Below are 15,854 nucleotides of genomic sequence, written 5' to 3' on the forward strand. Positions count from 1 at the left end.
ACTTATGATAAACAGCATCGCGCGGGGTTGCTAAATGAGGGGTTTAGGAATTGATAAATGAAACTTTGTTTAAAATATTGGGTGGTGTGGTATGCTTTGAAAAAATTAATCAGATAGCGGAAGGGTTAAACAATGTCAAAGTCATTTAAAATTATTATGGTCATTATCGGTTTAGTGATTGCTTGGGCTTTTATCTCCAGCATTGGTAATAAACCCGCCACACCAGCGGTTAGCACTGAGCAGCAAATTTATGACACCGTTGCCAATGATGCGGTTGAGCAATACCAAATAGCGACAAAGCAAGGCGATAAGATGCAGATTTGCGTACAAGCGGGCTTTGTTAGTGCCGCTTACTTGCAAGCAAAAGATGAGGCAAACTACAATGAATGGAAAAAAATAGAAAAAGTCAGATGTGAGACCGCAGGCATCAAATATTAAATCAAAACCCCTGCGTCATACTCACGCTAATACCATGCTCACCAATGACACCGCCCACATAGCCCATGTCTGCCATGTAATCACCGCTGGTATTTCTACCATAAGATTGACCAGTATCGCCTTCGACCACAACGCCTGTCTCAGTCGGCTTTTCGCTGCGACTGGCATGATGCAATAGCAACAATGATATGGCAGTATCGCCATGACGCTTGTTGTTATTACCGCCATTGTTACTATCCTCACTGGTTGTACGTTTGGTTGGGATACGTGCCACACCGTTAATGACTTCAAAGCTACGCAAGTCTGCCAAGACGTCCTTGTCTTTGGGTATATCGGTCAGCTCGCCGTCTTCAAGCGCAGCTTTAAACGCCGGTGTATTTTCTCGATACCATTTTTCACTGAGCATCACCGCATCGACCAATTCGCCATACTCATCGGTTGCGCATTCTGACAGATATTGACCGTTACCGCGTGCATCCAATGACGCGCCGCTAAAGCGCGGTAGGTGCGCTAAGATAAACATCAGGATTTGCTCTTGCTGTTTAAACGGCATATTTGCCAGCTCAACGATAAACTGTACGGCCAGACTGGTATCTTGCTGCTCAGCACCGATAGAGAATGACGTCAAATCACCACTACGCGCAAAATCCTCACCCAAAAAGTGACAATGGCGCTTATCAAGCCCATCTAAAATCGGCAATAGCGTCTCATCAAGCCAGTCTTGAATCTCATCAAAGCGCATCGGCTCAGGCATAAGACTAAAGTCTTTGTCTTTGGTCAGACGGATGATCGGCGTATCGGCGCTTTGGTTCTTTTCAATCATGGCGCGGGATAGCCATTTGCCACCGCCATTTTGCGGGACACAGCAGTATTCTTCTAGCGCATCTTCAGGGCTTGCCGTGTCTGACAGCAGATTGCCTTTCCACTCATCCTCGGCGGCTTGTGACCATTCTTGCTTGGTGACTTGGCAGATACGCTTGTATAGTCCTGCCTCGCACGCTTCATCAAGCGTGATGGTGTGGACGCTGTAGCGCTTTTTACCCGCGCGACTGTCGGTGATGATCTCATTAAATAGATTGTCCACGCCATTATGCGTACTGATAATGCGGACTTTAGCGCCCCACATGGTCAATGCTAGCGCGGCCTTTAGGACTTGCCCCAAATGCTCATGGAATGCCGCCTCATCAATGACGACGTTGCCTTGCATACCGCGTAGGTTCTTGGGATTAGATGATAAGGCTTTGACTTTAAAGCCACTGGCAAAGTAGATAACGTACGTTAAGATCTCTTTTTTACCGTCGTCAGTCTCAAATACTTCTTCGGTCTCAATGATCTCACCAGCAGCATAGTTATACATGGTTGCCCACATTGCCACGGCATCGATATACTCACGCGCCATGTCTTTGCTTGAACCAATGTAAAACGTATCACAGCCACCTTGAGACTTCTTCAATGATGCGTCTAGCGCGTTGTCTGAAGCTTCCGCCCAAGTCAAACCCGTTCGCCGCGACTTCTCAGCGATCTTTAACTGACTGTCATCAGCTATCCAGCGCTTTTGATATGAGAGTAAGACTTCATTGGCGTCATACATGGTTATAGACCTAGTGGTTAAACTTTTTGACCGTTGATAGCTTCAATATCTAATGGCACGTTGTTGCGATGCGAAATATCTAGCTCATTAGTTTCATCAGACAATAGAGCCAGCACTTCTTCACATTGATCTCTTGATATAGTGCCATGACCATAGCTATTATGCGTGCCACGAATATTTCTTTGATTGTCAGTAATTGAGTAAAACTTCTCTTCACTGGCTTCATCAACACAAATAGCATAGCGCTCATTACAAGCGTGTACTGTGTACTCGTTATCAAACATTGCAAACTTAACTTTATCGTTAATTTTTAACATGGTTATAATCCTAGAATTTTCTTCTTAATTTCATTGGCAGTATCAGCGGACAGACCCGCTTCTACAATGGCTTTCTCAGTCTCATCAGCTGCCTTTTCCAAGATCGCCTTTTCAATCTCACGCTGACGCTTTTCATTGATCGTTGATGAGTTCTCAAGCTTCTCAAGCGCCCACGCTAACTCTTTAATAATCTTAGGCGGTATAGGCGCTTCTTGTTCGGCCAAGTCGATAGTCGTATTAAAAGCCAAGTTGCGGATCATCTCGTTGAGCATCTGGCCAACTTTGCCTTGCGGGGCATTGCCAAACTTACCGATCCACATATCTGCCATTTCTCGGCTCTGCTGGATCTTGGCACCGATCTCATTCATCTGCACCGCATAGCGATTGACAGCCGACTTACTACGCGGCGCTTCATCAATCTCTGCTAGCAGCTCATTGAGTCGTTCAGTAGCCTCTAGCTGAGTAATACACGGGTCACGTAGCCAGTCTTGCAGCTGCTCAAGTAGCTCAGGCGGTAAGGTTTTGATTGTGCTTTTCGCTGCCATATCAGTCCCTTAGTAGCCGTTAATCGCTTGGATTTCTGCGCGCTCAGAGGGTCGTAGGTCACGCACACCAATGGCGTTCACAATACCCTTAGCAACTTCTAATCCGCGATCGGTAAGCGCCAAATTATCAATGCCGTTATTGGTCGTGACGGTTGTTAACCCTTGCTCACACAGCCACTGCATTGTCGTCTTTAGCAAGTCAAACGAAAGCCGCTTACCATGTGCAATAAAGCAAGAATGCAGCATAGAGTCGCTGAGCTGATAATCAGGGTCATATAACAAAAACCACAGCACACTGCGTCGGTTGTCTTCGGTCTGTAATTGTCGTATGTCCATCGTGCATCTCGTAGTCAATTTTTAAGTAGTTTTTCTAATATCATGGCGTTGTTGTCAGCGATGCCTTTTAGCTCGCCTTCAATCTTGTGTAGTGTCTGTGATTGCGAGTTAATGCGCTTATGAAGTGTGTTCATAGATTGCTGATTGGGCATAGCGTCTAGCTTCGTTTCGATTGAAGTTAAACGCGTGTCCAACTCATCAATCTCGCTATCATGTCGGCTCTCAAGATCACGGATGCGCGTAGAGTTGGCTTTGTGATTTGTCATCAGCCACACATAGATTGAGATACCGACCATCACTACCGTCTGTACGATATCAAACGCAAATTTTGCAAGTTGTATGTCGTACTTTTGCATGATGTCTCGCTTAGTCGTCTCGTTGAATACCGTCACGGGTAATGCCTCGCAGTGCCATATTTGCTACGCCCACAGCAGTCGTCAATAGCCCATATGTGCGTGGATTGACGAATGGCTGGGCAAACGGCAACACTGCTTGGCTAACGCCAATAGCAGTGACACCGATGTTAAATAGCATGGTCTTTGAGCGATACCACGGCTTGCTGGTGTTTGATACTTCAGTCCAGATTTGATCTTGATACTGCTCGTTTGATGGCTGCTCTTGATATGATTCATCGAAATTCTGCTGAGTATTATGACGAGTATCGTTAGGGTCAAAAAACCCTTTTAATTCATCAGAAAACCCTTTTTTGTTGCGATCAGTACTCATGTGCTTATCCTATTCGTTGTGAGAGAGCGTAATAGTTAATAGTCTTGAGTATATAGTTAGCGGTACTGGCTATAAAAAAGACTGCTTTTTTAAAACTGTCTTACAAAACCGGTGACTGTTACCGAAAATTGAATAGGATAAAAAACAAAAAGCCCACTGCGCGTGGGCTTGAGCAAACTACGAATTATAAAAGTGGTAACGTGTCACCACTTTTACTAATCTAAACTGGGTACTCACTAAAAGTGACATCGGGAGCCTCGCTGATAATCGTGCTATCTCTGCGATTATAAAAGACATTTTTACCGGTCTCCATTTCACCTTTTAATAGTATGCTTGCGCCGCCTGTCGTCTGGGCAACAACAATACCGCCGCCGCGCTGTCCTGTAACTGTAGCAAAGGCTTGTTCGGTTCGGTCAAAGAGCTGGTCAAACTGACTGAGTAGATTCATTTTAATTATCCATATATCGATCAATAGTAACAGACTGCCCAATCTCAGGCGTGTCGTTGTTAACCTTGCAGTCCAATGCAACGCCCGTTATCACACCACGCCACGCGCCATCCGTATCATTAATTTGCCATATCTGCCCCAGCTGCGCCAGCGGTATGCTGTCATCAAATATCAAATCTAACGTCTGTATAGAGTGCGTACCGCTATCAGACAATACCGCTGAGCCTTTAGGTACAGTTACTTCACGGGCGGTAAACAGGGCATTATTGAGCGTAGACGCTGCCATATCGCGGCCTTGCGTCGCTCTAAATACTTCATGACCCACATTACCGACTAGCAGTATTGTATTGTAGCGCGTGTTTTTGACCGTCTTGTCCGTCGCGCTTTTGATAACGTGCGCAGGTATGGTCACATCAGGCGTGGTAGTAGCCAGCTCCCATGCGTTGATTTTCCAGCGCTTCTTTAGTGTCATGGTGGAGTCAGTTGGGTGCGACTCAACAAAGCCACCTGCGGCCTCAGAAATATCAGCTATCACCGCCATCGGAGTCTTGTTAGATACCGCGTAAGTGCTTGCAGGGACTAGCCAGTCGTCTATCTCAAAATTAGCAGTAAAGGGCAAGTCAGCGAGCTGCTCATTAACGATTTGGCTTGCATAGTTTGCTTGCTCAAACAATCGGTCACTAGCAGCCGCATAATCCGCGCCAAGCCTTGCGGTGATTGAGCGACCGTCTAAGCCATGCGTCGTCTTGCCAAAACTGCGACTGCGACTGGCGTTTTCAGCGATGATACTAAATCTTAAATTATTAATCGCTACGTTAATCATCGGCTCAGCACCGATTTCAACGTCTAATTTATGCTTAATTTTGGCGTGGTCATCAGGACTGATACTGACGCCGCCAGACCAGTAGTGACTATCCATATCCGTCTTGATGTTAAAGCCAAGCGGATCAACCGCGATACCGCCAATGTTGGCTGTTATTGTATGGTGCATAATATATGTCCTTAAGCTTGGTACAGTAAACGGCGGATCATCATGCCAACAAGTCAGCGATAGCGGCAAATGACTTGATAATAAGCCATTGCGCTGCCGTGCCATGCGTAACGGTAGCTGACTTGACGGCGGTCTAATACGGCAAACATTGTCTGGCTTATCAGGCGGTGGCTCTGGAATTGGATAATAACGGTCAGGTACAAGGACTGCTTGCTGAACCTTAGTAGCTTGGCATTGAGCGATACCCACGCCAGTTACTTTATGACCTGCGCCGACGCTGTAATTGACTGCCGCTTGTAGCGGTAGCGTGGCGCAGTTGCGATAATGCGCGACTTTTGCGCTATGCACGTCAGTACAGCGCGTATAGCCGACTGTGCCGCTGTGCGTGTACTGAGTCTCACCAGTTATGTGGATAAATGCGATATAGCTAATACGCGCTTTTGCTGCCAGCTCAAATACTCTTGATGTCAGTGTGGCGCTGGGATTTGCAATCGCTATCAGGCCGCGCTGGCGCATGACGTAGCGCTGACCGACGTTAATCACGTCTGTACGCATGATAGCGCGGTCATTTGCGATATGATGCCCGTTATGGTGCCAGTCACGGCAATGATTGATCGTGCGCACGCCTGTGATGACGCTACTGATATATGATGCTAGCGCTGTTAATGGTGGTGCGTACTCAGGCGGTGGTGGCTCAGGGTCAGTCGGTTCTTCAGGATCAACAGGTGGCGGCGTGATAGGCGGTACATAACCGCCCGTGACTGTGCCAAGCTTACGCGTCAATCCTAGCGGTAGCGCGTTGCTAGGTGGCTGCTCGCTGATTAGCTCAGATAAAGGCAGTGGTAGCGCGTTTGATGTGACATACATTACAGGCGCAAGCGTACCAAGCGGCTGACTGAGTGCAAGATATAGCGCATGAGGCGCTGGCTGCTCACTGATTTTACGCTCAAGCGGTAACGGCAGTGCGTCAGCATACACGTATTTATAGCGTGATAAATCGCCTAACTTACGGTCAAGCGGTAACTCTAGCGCACTAGATAAGCGGTTGCTACTTATAGCACGCTCAAGCCGCAATTGTAATGAGCTTGCCATATATCCGCCTTATTTAGTCTGCCATGACGCCCATAGTGCTTGCTGCTCATCAATCGTTAAATCGTCAGCAGGTTTGACGTAATCCCACACAAATGGTTCGTACTCTTTTTTGTAGTCTCGTGCCATGACTAGATAACGCTTGTTGGGGTCAAGACCTGAAAACATATAATGACCGTTATGCAAAGACTCCGTTTTGCGCACTACTTGCAAGTCACTAGAATCTAGCAGATAAATATCACGCTTATCTTCTTGTCCGCGCACTGTGACAATACCGTCACCTGACCCTGCGATATAACCAGCCTTTATTGCACCAACAATTACAGTATCAACTATCATTTATAGCTCCCAGTAATCTAATGGTATAAATAACGCGCGAGAGTTGGTGTCGCGATCCATCTTATTCATCCAGCGCAACATCGGGCGGCCTTTGATCGTAACCGTCTCTGTTGTTTTGTCGTTACTGTACGACGCGACGCTGATGTAAAATGGAGTAAAGTAACTATGAATAATCAATTTTTGCACAAACTCTTTGTCGGGATATAAAGAGATAGATACGTATTGCTTATCTGTAAGCTCTGCGCCGCTACGCATATCAATGAAGCTAACACCCGTACCCAGCAGCTCGTGCACGCCGTAGTCTGCTGTACCGTTAGTCGCCGCTTTATTGTTTTTAAGCATTAGCATTGGCGATCCAGTGTCGCGTAGCGGCGACATACTACCGACATACATTATGTTATTTTTTTCGCTATTAGATTTATAACCCATCTGATAGCAAAACAAAAAGCCAAAATCGCTGGCAATGAGATGCCACTCTGTACCGCAGCTAGCATCGCGAGCTATCATATTGGTTTTTGCTAAAAATGCAGCATCATTAATGCTAGACGGGTTGTCTTGACTAACAATCTGATGGAGTCCGTAGCCATTTATTATCTTGACATCGACTGGGTTACCCGTCTGTAGAGGACGCCGCAAAACTATTTTATTGGCATCCTCGTGTAACGCCGTCCATCCCGCACCTGCCTTTGCGCCATAACCTGTGACTAAACAGGCTTTGATTATCGTTTTTATTACAAGATCGGCATCAGATATCTGCGGCGCGTCAGCGTCTTTGCTTGAGTAATATTTAACAGGGTGCTGCTCTGGTGTTAATAAACTCATCTCTCTCTCCTTAAACTTCTATTTCTGTCGTATCACCATACAGACACTGCGTATAGCCGTCAGTACCCGTAGGCGGATTGGGGTTGGGTTGCACAGCGCACAGCACCCATATGGGTAATAATGTGCCCCACGTATTAAAGCGGATAATGTCTTGCGATGCCCACGGTGCATCAGCACCAAACGCCTGCTTTGGTAGCGTAAAGTAAGGCGTACCATTTGCCGGGTTAATCGGCGCAAGGTCAGTCAGCGTATCGCCGCGCATGACAAAGCCTAGTGTTTCGCCGTACAGCTCAAACGTAGACGTACCCGTCATCTTAATCATCCAGCGCTCTTTGATCGCGCCATCGTCTGTCAAGATCATGGGGTAGTCTTTCAGATTAAGCTTGTTTAAAAGCTGATCGCCTTTGGGTTCGTCACGCCAGACGTTATCCCAGCTTCGCTGGGTAAAGGGGATAGAGACGCGCACTTGCAAATCACCGCCGATAAGCACGCTTGAGACATAAGTATCAGCTATTGCATAATCGCGTCGCACAGACCATTGCAGACTCAATGTGCCGTCGATATCTGTGTCAACGATGCGGTTGCGCTCCTCTTGCGCGTGGGCTACTTTGATCGGCATCTTATACATGGATAAATCAAGCGGTGTCCGCCATGTGATAGAGCCTGCGGCTAGGTCATAGTCCCACAGCTCAGCATTGACGGGTTTGTCATCGCTATCCATGACGCTAATGCGCGTGACGTCATTGCGTGGTAGTGTGACGGTTTGACCGCCTGTATGTGCTGATCCGATGTCAGTCGTGACGCGATTACCAATGATGATGGTATCGCCGCGTCTAAAAATCGGAATGCGCCCATCTTGTGGCAGTCGTACCGTGTCGATATTGACCACATCGGCGTTGATCGGTAAGTACGTAAAGCCCTGCGCGTCATACGTGATCGTGTTTGCAAAGACCAGCTTGGGCTGCCAAATTTGCCCATCATCTGTAATAGCGTCGGCTTGATACCACGGCTCAGACTCTTTGCCAATCGCGTCTACCCAATCGCCAAATTGTGCGTCTGCCAAACCAAATTGCGTGTCAACAAAGCCCGTCACATGAGCGTCTGTCAGCTCACCTGTCAGCGCCACTTTTGCACTGACCAATGTGCCATCGAGTGCCGTTGCACGTAACGTAAGGCTGCCGGGCTTGATGGGCGCGGTAGGGACGCGAAAAGTCACGCTATCGACAACATTCCCCGTGAGGCTTGTTGCTAGCGATATTAGCTTGGGCTGCGCACTAGTTTGCCATTGCCATTGTCGCAATGATACGACACCTGTTTGGTAGTCGATACTACCAACGAGCGTGGCTGCACCCGTTACATTGTTTAAGTCGGTAAAAATGCTGCCGTTTTTGTCAAAATAGCGTTTGCCTGACCATTCAAAACTCACACTAGACGGCATGACGATCTCAGAATAATCCGGCAATAGATTGATCTCGATAGGTCCGGATGCGATGTTCTCAGTCACAGCCGATTCGCTATTGTCTTCAAAGCACAGCAGTTTGGCAGGTGTGGTGCTATCGTCTCGCACAGTGCATAGCTCATCGCTGTATGTATAGCCTGATACATAAAACGTCGTCTTTGTTGGAAACTCAAACACCAGACCACCGCCTGTCGGCAGCACGGTCTCAGTTGCCGCACCTATCTGAGCTTTTGGCAACTTAAACATCAGCGCCGGATCAAATTCACCCGCGCCTGTCGTGTAGCTGATCGTGCCGACAACCGTGCCGTTTTGATTAATTAGATTGCCTTGAGCATCGTCTGTGACCGTTGCTGTCAGCTTTTGATCGCGCTTGAGCATGAGGTTTTGATCTAACTCGCCAAAGCTCAGTGGCATGGGGAGTTCATAATCGACTTGCACAGTGCCGGGCAGGACGCTCGGTGCTGTAAACGATACTTTGCCAGATACATCCGGCGCTGATAGCGTAATGTCAGACGTTTTGATGACGCCTGTGCTGTACTGCACAGTGATATCGTACGCGCCGTTGCCGTGTAAGAAGTTCTCGCCCGTATCGATGTGTATTTGGCGGGTTTTGGGGTTATATTTACCTGTCCAGTCGCCTGTGATGTTGCCTAGCGCGTCACATACTGCTGTTTTACCAACCCATGACAATGACAAAGTGCTTGGCACAGCCTCTTGTGACAGTTGTAGCATCATTTTTGCCGTCGCAATGCCGTCTGAGCGATTAAAGTAGCGTGCGCGTGTGCCCCATGACCAGATGATCGCGCTACCTACGTCTGGCAGCTCACCCGTGGTCAGCTCAGCGCCGCCAGTCGCAAAGTTGATACTGCCTGATCCGTGTGCCGCTGATGCGCCGACCAGCGTGCCTGTGCCGTCATCGTGCAGATCATACCATTTTCCTTGCGAGCGAAAGCTGGCCATAAGACTACCAACAGCAGGCGGTGGGTTGATATTGGTTGACCATATATTTGAGCGATTATTAATCGTGACCGCTTCGCGGCGCGTATCAGCTATCTGTAGCTCGCTGCCAGCTGGTCGGAACGATACACTACGGATATAACTATTAAGGTTTGCACTATTAATTAGTAGCTCACCTGCTGCCGCATTGATTGTACCGACAGTGACATCTGCTAATATCAAATCATTACCGCGATCTGTAATTTCCCCAGTACTGCCGTCTATTCTAATACTGCCCGGTACAGCTGCATTGCCTAGATAGATAGATGTGCTGCCGCCCTTATGCTGACGATTGACCGTTAGATTGACGACGCCGTTTGCGCTGGGCTTACTGCCGTCAAACAGTGTTTGGCGTTGCCCAGCCGCATTTAAATTGGTCAAAAAAGACTCAGTGACGTTGGTTGGGACGATGCGCTCCATCAGACTTTTGACCTTGATCGTCTGACGGTCTTTTAAAACAGGCGCGGCGACAGGCTGCACACCGTAGTACTGCGCGGCATCTGCAACGCTGACCTCTTTTAATTTGGCTGGTGTATCGATATAACCCTGTCCTGGATAACTCACGCCAACAAAGTCATCTTGCAGCGCTTGTGACGTCTCAATCTTAACGACAGTGACCGTAAACCCTTGTGCGCTGCCGCTTGATTGCTTTGTAAATGTGCGATCCTCAGATGTGACGCGGGCAACTTGGATGTACTGCTCACGGTAGGGATATCCTGCTTTATCCTGCGTAATACAGTAAATATCACCCACCAGTGGTAGTGGCTCACCGACGCGCTGGTAAGCTTGCACCAGCTTACTGCGCTTGGTCTGCGTAGACAGTAGCGTCATGCGCGACTCGATGCTAGCAACGTTAAACGCTTCGATACGTTCTAAAATCTCATGGCGCAATTCACCAAACTTGGTTGCCGGGAACATTAAATAGCTAACCGTGGGATCACTTGGCGGCTTAGTAATCGCTGCAAAAGCGCCGATTAGCGGCTCATCGTCAGCACGCTGTACGCCAGCGTACACCAGCCGCGCATAAAAGCCACCGTTAACCCGTGCGATAGATGATATCGGGTTAAACAGCTCATTAGCTTCGCCGCTGATGGGCGTACCCAATGGCATACCGCCGCCATCGTCGTTGTCGGTTAACCTTTCGGACGGGAAAAACTGTAGGTCGGATCGTACTATTTTGGTCTCTGGTGTGGTCATTTTTTGTCCTTAAGTTCGGCGCTTGGCATCATCTTGTAATTGTTTCAATATCTCTTGTGCACCGATATCTTTGATGTACTTAATCATTCGATCATCAAGCGCATCTATGATGTCATCGGCTGTCACTGGATTAGCGATAGTTGGTATTGGTACATTTTTGTTTTGAGGCTGCGGTCGTGGCTGTGGTTCAGGAGTTGGGCGCGACGGTGAGGACGGTGACTGCGGTGTTGGTTGATTAGCGCGGCGTACGGCACGTTCGCTATCACGAGCCGACTTTTCTTTTTCACGGTTGATGTCTTGCTGTAGCTTGAGCGCTTTGCTGTAGTACTTGATCTCTTCTTGATTGCCGCGCAGCCGTGCTTCTGAGAGCTTAGCTTCAATCTCCGCTAGCTCTTTGGTTTGCTCAATCTTGCGGGCTTTGTCGTCTTTGCCCTGCAACCTTAATAATTCACCCTCTAGCTGATCGGCAGTATCTTTGGCTTCTTTTGCCAGATCAGTCATTTTTTGCTTAGTGTCGTCTATCGCTCTTTTTAGATTATCGAGAGTCGATTGATCGAGACGTATCATGCCTTGTACATTAGCGTCAGTCGCTTGACGCAAAGCATGTTGCGCTTTAACTAAGTCACGGCTCGTCACAGAGGTGCCACTTAGTGCTCTGGTCATGTCTTCAGCTTTATTCTTTGCATTAGTAAAGCTAGTGATTTGCTGATCGACAGTAGCGTTAACATTCTCCATGTCGCGGGCAAAATCGCGCAAGCCCAGCCACTGCTTGCCGTCCATACTACGCATCAAGCTTGACCAAGCTGCATCTGTTTGCTCAGTCGTAGCGCCCATCTGGTCAAGTGCAGATATTTTGTCTTTGATACTTGCAGTGACGCGTTGCATAAAACCAAGACTAACGCTCTCATTCTGCGTCGCGTTGGCGGTAGCAGTAGCAGCGCTGTCAGTTGCGGCCGCTTGCTCTTTTTTAGCTTGAGCATTGTCTTTACTAGCATCGCTGTTATAGGTATTAGCTATGACGTTATTATTAAGCGCATCTGTCTGCGCATCGATAGACAAGGCCGCAGCTTGCGCAGCATCAGCGCCGCCTTGCATACCCGCTTGCAATAGCTTAATTTGCTCAGCACTGACTTGACCTGACAGACCCGCTTCTTTGAGCGTCTGATTAATAGCATCAAAATCCGCTTTGGTTTTTGCAGCAGAGAGGGAGGTATCGAGCGCTTGAGTAAGAGCGGTTTTGAGTGCGTCGGCGCTAGTCGCTTGCTCTTTAATAGCAGTGATACCACTGCGTAGAGTCGTTACCATTTCAAGACCAGACGCAGACATACTTTGATTAACGGCATCCATGCTGATGCCAAGGCGGGATAGTGCAGCGGCTTGGTCATCCGCTGCGCTCTTTGCATTACGCTGCTCAACAGCGAGACGCTTAACTTCGTCTGCTAATTGAGTATTGCCGTTGGTTGATGCGAGGAGTTGTTGTTGTAGTTGCGCTTGAGCTTGTGCGTTAGTACCAACTTGCTCAGAAGCAGCACTATAAGCCCGCGCCAGCTTTGCCGTATCATCACCAGCGAGCTTAGCGACTTCACTAAATGCAGAGAGTGACGCGGTTGTCTTACTACTGAGACCAGTGGCAAATTCTTGCGCATCAAGCCCTAAAGTCTCAAATGCAGCAGAGGCGAGATCTAAATCAGACTTCAGTAACTCGCCAATATTGTTTTGCTTGGCTTCGATGTGCATCGCGGCGAGGCGATCTTTAGTGTCATCAAGATCATTAGATAAGTTTTGATAAGCGGTGCTGTTGGCTTCTCCATTTGTCGCCATTTCGGTCAAAGCCGACGTCATCTGTTTGACGTTCGCTTCAGCGATCAAGATATCATTGGCTAATTCACGATTAGCATTGGCTTGCTCTAACGCAGCACTAGCCGCTTCTTGTTCAGCAATGACTAACTCATCAGCAGACGTTACCGCGTCTTTTTGTGCAGCGGCCAAACGTGCAGCTGACTCAGCGCTAGTTTCAAAGTTATTACGCACATCTTCGAACGATCGCTCAGTAACCATCGCATCAAGATAAGCTAAGCCGCGACCTAACTCATCACCGAACGATCTAACGGCTGAGCTGTTTTCATACAAGCTATCGCCAATTGATGTACCAATCGTCCAACCAGCCGCGACAGCGAACAGGCCGCTTAAGCTAGTCATTCTAGCGATTAGAGTGTTGGTAACGCCGACTGTGCTTAGTATTGATGTATTCGCCATCGACATACCAGCTTTAATACTTGCACCAGCTTTAACGCCAGCAGCACCCGCTAGTGCCATAGAGCTTTTGATCGCAACTAAGCCGACTTGAGCACTTGCAAGCAATACAGCAAATTGAGTAAGCATTGGGAAGCTTTCAGCGATGCTATTAACGGCTTCAGCCATATTAGCGACGCCGCTGGCCGTAGCACTGACAACGGGTAGTAAATATTGACCGAGCGTTTGCGTAATTGTTGTTAGAGCTGCTTCAGCGCGATTGATAGAAGCTTCAGACGTTGACATCTGCGCTTCAAACTCAGTCTGCATCGCGCCCGCTGTTTTCGTTTTATCTTCTGTTAACCCTAATGCATCGTTGTAAGTACCTAAGCTACCGATCAGCAGATTGACGTCATCAGCGTATTCTTGGCCGAACAATTTAAAAGTAGCGATTGAGCGTTGCTGCTCATCAAGATCGCCAAGCGTCTGCAAGAAGTTAGACAGCGCTTCTTGCGGATTGGCATTGATGCTTTCTGCTAACTTATCAGCAGACAAGCCCATCCCGTCGAGAGCTTCCTGGAAGCCTTTACCTTGTACTTGTGCCGTTTGTAATTTAGTCAGTAAGCCGTTAATCGCAGTACTAGCGACTTCTGGCGACTTGCCCAGTGAGATAAACGCGGTTGCTAATGCCGCCGCTTGCTCTTCAGCGAGTCCAAATGATCTAGCGCTACCACCGATTCGTAGTAGAGCATTAACGATAGCGGGTTCTTTGGCAGCCGTATTATTACCAAGCGTATTGATGGCATCACCAAGCGCTTCGACATCCGTCATTGATATCTGGAATACGTTGGCAAGCTCAGCCGCCGACTGACCGGCTTCATCAGCACTGATACCAAACGCAATGGACATTTTCCCGGCCATCTCAGTAAACTGACCTAATTGCTCAATCGGTATACCAAGCTGTCCACCTTGCGCGGCAATATCTGCAACAGCTTCACTACTAAGTCCAAGGTCAATCGATAACTGCTGGATTTCACTTGATAGTGCTTTTATTTGTTCAGGTGAGCCATCAACGGTCTTTTTAACGCCAGCCATTGCCGCTTCAAAATCCATCGCGGCTTTGACAGCGACAGTGAGGCCACCCGCAGCAGCTGTAACTTTACCCAGCTCTGTTGCAAAGTCTGTCGTCTCATCTGTTGCTCCAGATAAGCTATCTTCTAACTCTTGGACTCGCTGCGTGTGTATTTCTGTTGCAGCGGCAAGCTCTGTACTAGATAACGTGCCGCTATCACGTAGCAGCTCATAAGCTTGATTGATCTCTTCGATTTGCGCTAAGGCAGCATCGTCAGTTTCAATACCGAGGGTAATTTTAGCTTGCGCAATCGCATTGAGGTTTTCAGCTTCAGCAGTCAGCTCATTTAGTGACTCTGTAGCAGCAGCGCTTTGCTCACGTAGCTCAGCGGATTGAGCGGCTAGGTCAGTAGTAGATAACCCAGTATCAGCCATAGCTTGACGGGTTTCGCTAAGTTGGCCATTTAGGTTGGTGTGTTCATCTTTGAGTTTTGCAGCTTCAGTAGCGGATTTGGCATGTGCTTTAGCGTAGTTTTCGACTTCTTTTGCAGCGGCTTGATATTCTGCTTTTTGCTCTTTGGTGACTTCGTCCGATGCTTCCATCGCTTCTTTTAGCTCATCGGCTTTGTCAGCAGCGGCTTGCCATTCTTTCGCTAAGTTTTTCGTATTATCTTGGGCATCTTTCCAAGCGGTATTTGCTTCGACGACAGCCGTTTTTTGCTCACGGAATAAATCGATAAGGCCTTGCTTAGTTTCAAGAGTATTAAAAGTATCGTTAAGGTGTTCGCTTTTTTCACTTAATCCAGAGACATCAACGCCCAACGCTTTTAACTCTTGAGTTAAAGACGCTAAATCTTTAAGATTGCTGGTCTGGAGTGCAATTTCTAAGGCAAGTTTTAGATTTGGATCGCTCATAGAGTGGATTCATTTAGGTAATGATGTCTATAAGCGATTTTAGGTAGGTTTAGCTAAATGCTAAATTAGAGTGTTTTCTTATTTTTTTAATCCTAATTTTTTGAAACTTTATTTATTTTCACTTCCCATTGTTATTTACTATTTCCCATATTATCCCAGTTTATAACATCTCTCAGTGTCTAGTTATAACAGGTGTGATTACATCTAATTGGAAAGTATCTAAAAAGTAGTTAAAAATCAGCTCACATAAAAAGTCTGACACATCTTTATTTAGATCCTTTGCTATCTAGGCGCATCTCTATCTAGGTACTTTGCCCATTACGTGTCAGATAATGAATATAA

General features: G+C 47.5%; 13 protein-coding genes. 1 reads left to right on the top strand and 12 read right to left on the bottom strand.

What is annotated here, in order from left to right:
• The first annotated feature begins 132 nt into the window (after positions 1-132).
• Positions 133-438, top strand: a complete 306-nt coding sequence (locus tag QL898_RS05545) for a hypothetical protein (protein ID WP_290176099.1) — start codon at positions 133-135, stop codon at positions 436-438.
• Between the two features lies 1 nt (position 439).
• On the opposite strand, the gene QL898_RS05550 is transcribed toward QL898_RS05545, so the two are convergent.
• The 12 genes from QL898_RS05550 to QL898_RS05605 all read right to left on the bottom strand — a co-directional run bounded on the left by QL898_RS05550 (position 440) and on the right by QL898_RS05605 (position 15,512).
• Positions 440-2,029 carry a terminase family protein gene (locus QL898_RS05550; RefSeq protein ID WP_290176100.1) on the bottom strand — a complete coding sequence of 530 codons (1,590 nt, stop codon included), beginning with the start codon at positions 2,027-2,029 and terminating at the stop codon, positions 440-442.
• A gap of 17 nt (positions 2,030-2,046) precedes the next feature.
• The gene (locus QL898_RS05555; RefSeq protein WP_290176101.1) at positions 2,047-2,346 is read right to left on the bottom strand and encodes a hypothetical protein; all 300 of its coding nucleotides are present in this window, start codon (positions 2,344-2,346) and stop codon (positions 2,047-2,049) included.
• A gap of 2 nt (positions 2,347-2,348) precedes the next feature.
• Positions 2,349-2,891: a DUF3486 family protein gene (locus QL898_RS05560; protein WP_290176102.1), complete on the bottom strand. Its 543-nt coding sequence runs from the start codon at positions 2,889-2,891 to the stop codon at positions 2,349-2,351.
• A 9-nt stretch (positions 2,892-2,900) separates the two neighbouring features.
• Positions 2,901-3,227, bottom strand: coding sequence for an ArsR family transcriptional regulator (locus QL898_RS05565; RefSeq protein ID WP_290176103.1), 327 nt, complete (start codon positions 3,225-3,227; stop codon positions 2,901-2,903).
• A gap of 14 nt (positions 3,228-3,241) precedes the next feature.
• Positions 3,242-3,619 carry a DUF2730 family protein gene (locus QL898_RS05570; RefSeq protein WP_290176104.1) on the bottom strand — a complete coding sequence of 126 codons (378 nt, stop codon included), beginning with the start codon at positions 3,617-3,619 and terminating at the stop codon, positions 3,242-3,244.
• The gene (locus tag QL898_RS05575) at positions 3,594-3,953 is read right to left on the bottom strand and encodes a hypothetical protein (protein WP_290176105.1); all 360 of its coding nucleotides are present in this window, start codon (positions 3,951-3,953) and stop codon (positions 3,594-3,596) included. The genes QL898_RS05570 and QL898_RS05575 overlap by 26 nt, the downstream gene beginning before the upstream one ends.
• Positions 3,954-4,173: 220 nt before the next feature.
• Positions 4,174-4,401, bottom strand: coding sequence for a hypothetical protein (locus QL898_RS05580; RefSeq protein ID WP_290176106.1), 228 nt, complete (start codon positions 4,399-4,401; stop codon positions 4,174-4,176).
• 1 nt (position 4,402) lies between these two features.
• Positions 4,403-6,484, bottom strand: coding sequence for a hypothetical protein (locus tag QL898_RS05585; RefSeq protein ID WP_290176107.1), 2,082 nt, complete (start codon positions 6,482-6,484; stop codon positions 4,403-4,405).
• A 9-nt stretch (positions 6,485-6,493) separates the two neighbouring features.
• Positions 6,494-6,820: a hypothetical protein gene (locus tag QL898_RS05590; RefSeq protein ID WP_290176108.1), complete on the bottom strand. Its 327-nt coding sequence runs from the start codon at positions 6,818-6,820 to the stop codon at positions 6,494-6,496.
• A complete protein-coding gene (locus QL898_RS05595; RefSeq protein ID WP_290176109.1) occupies positions 6,821-7,642 on the bottom strand; it encodes a hypothetical protein in 822 nt (273 codons plus the stop codon).
• 10 nt (positions 7,643-7,652) lie between these two features.
• Positions 7,653-11,294 (bottom strand): hypothetical protein, encoded by a 3,642-nt coding sequence (locus tag QL898_RS05600; RefSeq protein ID WP_290176110.1) that lies wholly within the window; start codon positions 11,292-11,294, stop codon positions 7,653-7,655.
• Positions 11,295-11,303: 9 nt separating this feature from the next.
• Complete coding sequence (locus QL898_RS05605) at positions 11,304-15,512, bottom strand: phage tail tape measure protein (protein ID WP_290176111.1); 4,209 nt, start codon at positions 15,510-15,512, stop codon at positions 11,304-11,306.
• Positions 15,513-15,854: the final 342 nt, after the last annotated feature.

Source organism: Psychrobacter sp. APC 3279 (assembly GCF_030407795.1).
Lineage (GTDB): Bacteria > Pseudomonadota > Gammaproteobacteria > Pseudomonadales > Moraxellaceae > Psychrobacter.

Bases quoted from the DNA above. Each gene is read 5' to 3' on its own strand.
- QL898_RS05545 (WP_290176099.1), top strand. From the start codon at position 133: ATGTCAAAGTCATTTAAAATTATTATGGTCATTATCGGTTTAGTGATT.
- QL898_RS05550 (WP_290176100.1), bottom strand. From the start codon at position 2,029: ATGTATGACGCCAATGAAGTCTTACTCTCATATCAAAAGCGCTGGATA.
- QL898_RS05555 (WP_290176101.1), bottom strand. From the start codon at position 2,346: ATGTTAAAAATTAACGATAAAGTTAAGTTTGCAATGTTTGATAACGAG.
- QL898_RS05560 (WP_290176102.1), bottom strand. From the start codon at position 2,891: ATGGCAGCGAAAAGCACAATCAAAACCTTACCGCCTGAGCTACTTGAG.
- QL898_RS05565 (WP_290176103.1), bottom strand. From the start codon at position 3,227: ATGGACATACGACAATTACAGACCGAAGACAACCGACGCAGTGTGCTG.
- QL898_RS05575 (WP_290176105.1), bottom strand. From the start codon at position 3,953: ATGAGTACTGATCGCAACAAAAAAGGGTTTTCTGATGAATTAAAAGGG.
- QL898_RS05580 (WP_290176106.1), bottom strand. From the start codon at position 4,401: ATGAATCTACTCAGTCAGTTTGACCAGCTCTTTGACCGAACCGAACAA.
- QL898_RS05585 (WP_290176107.1), bottom strand. From the start codon at position 6,484: ATGGCAAGCTCATTACAATTGCGGCTTGAGCGTGCTATAAGTAGCAAC.
- QL898_RS05590 (WP_290176108.1), bottom strand. From the start codon at position 6,820: ATGATAGTTGATACTGTAATTGTTGGTGCAATAAAGGCTGGTTATATC.
- QL898_RS05595 (WP_290176109.1), bottom strand. From the start codon at position 7,642: ATGAGTTTATTAACACCAGAGCAGCACCCTGTTAAATATTACTCAAGC.
- QL898_RS05600 (WP_290176110.1), bottom strand. From the start codon at position 11,294: ATGACCACACCAGAGACCAAAATAGTACGATCCGACCTACAGTTTTTC.
- QL898_RS05605 (WP_290176111.1), bottom strand. From the start codon at position 15,512: ATGAGCGATCCAAATCTAAAACTTGCCTTAGAAATTGCACTCCAGACC.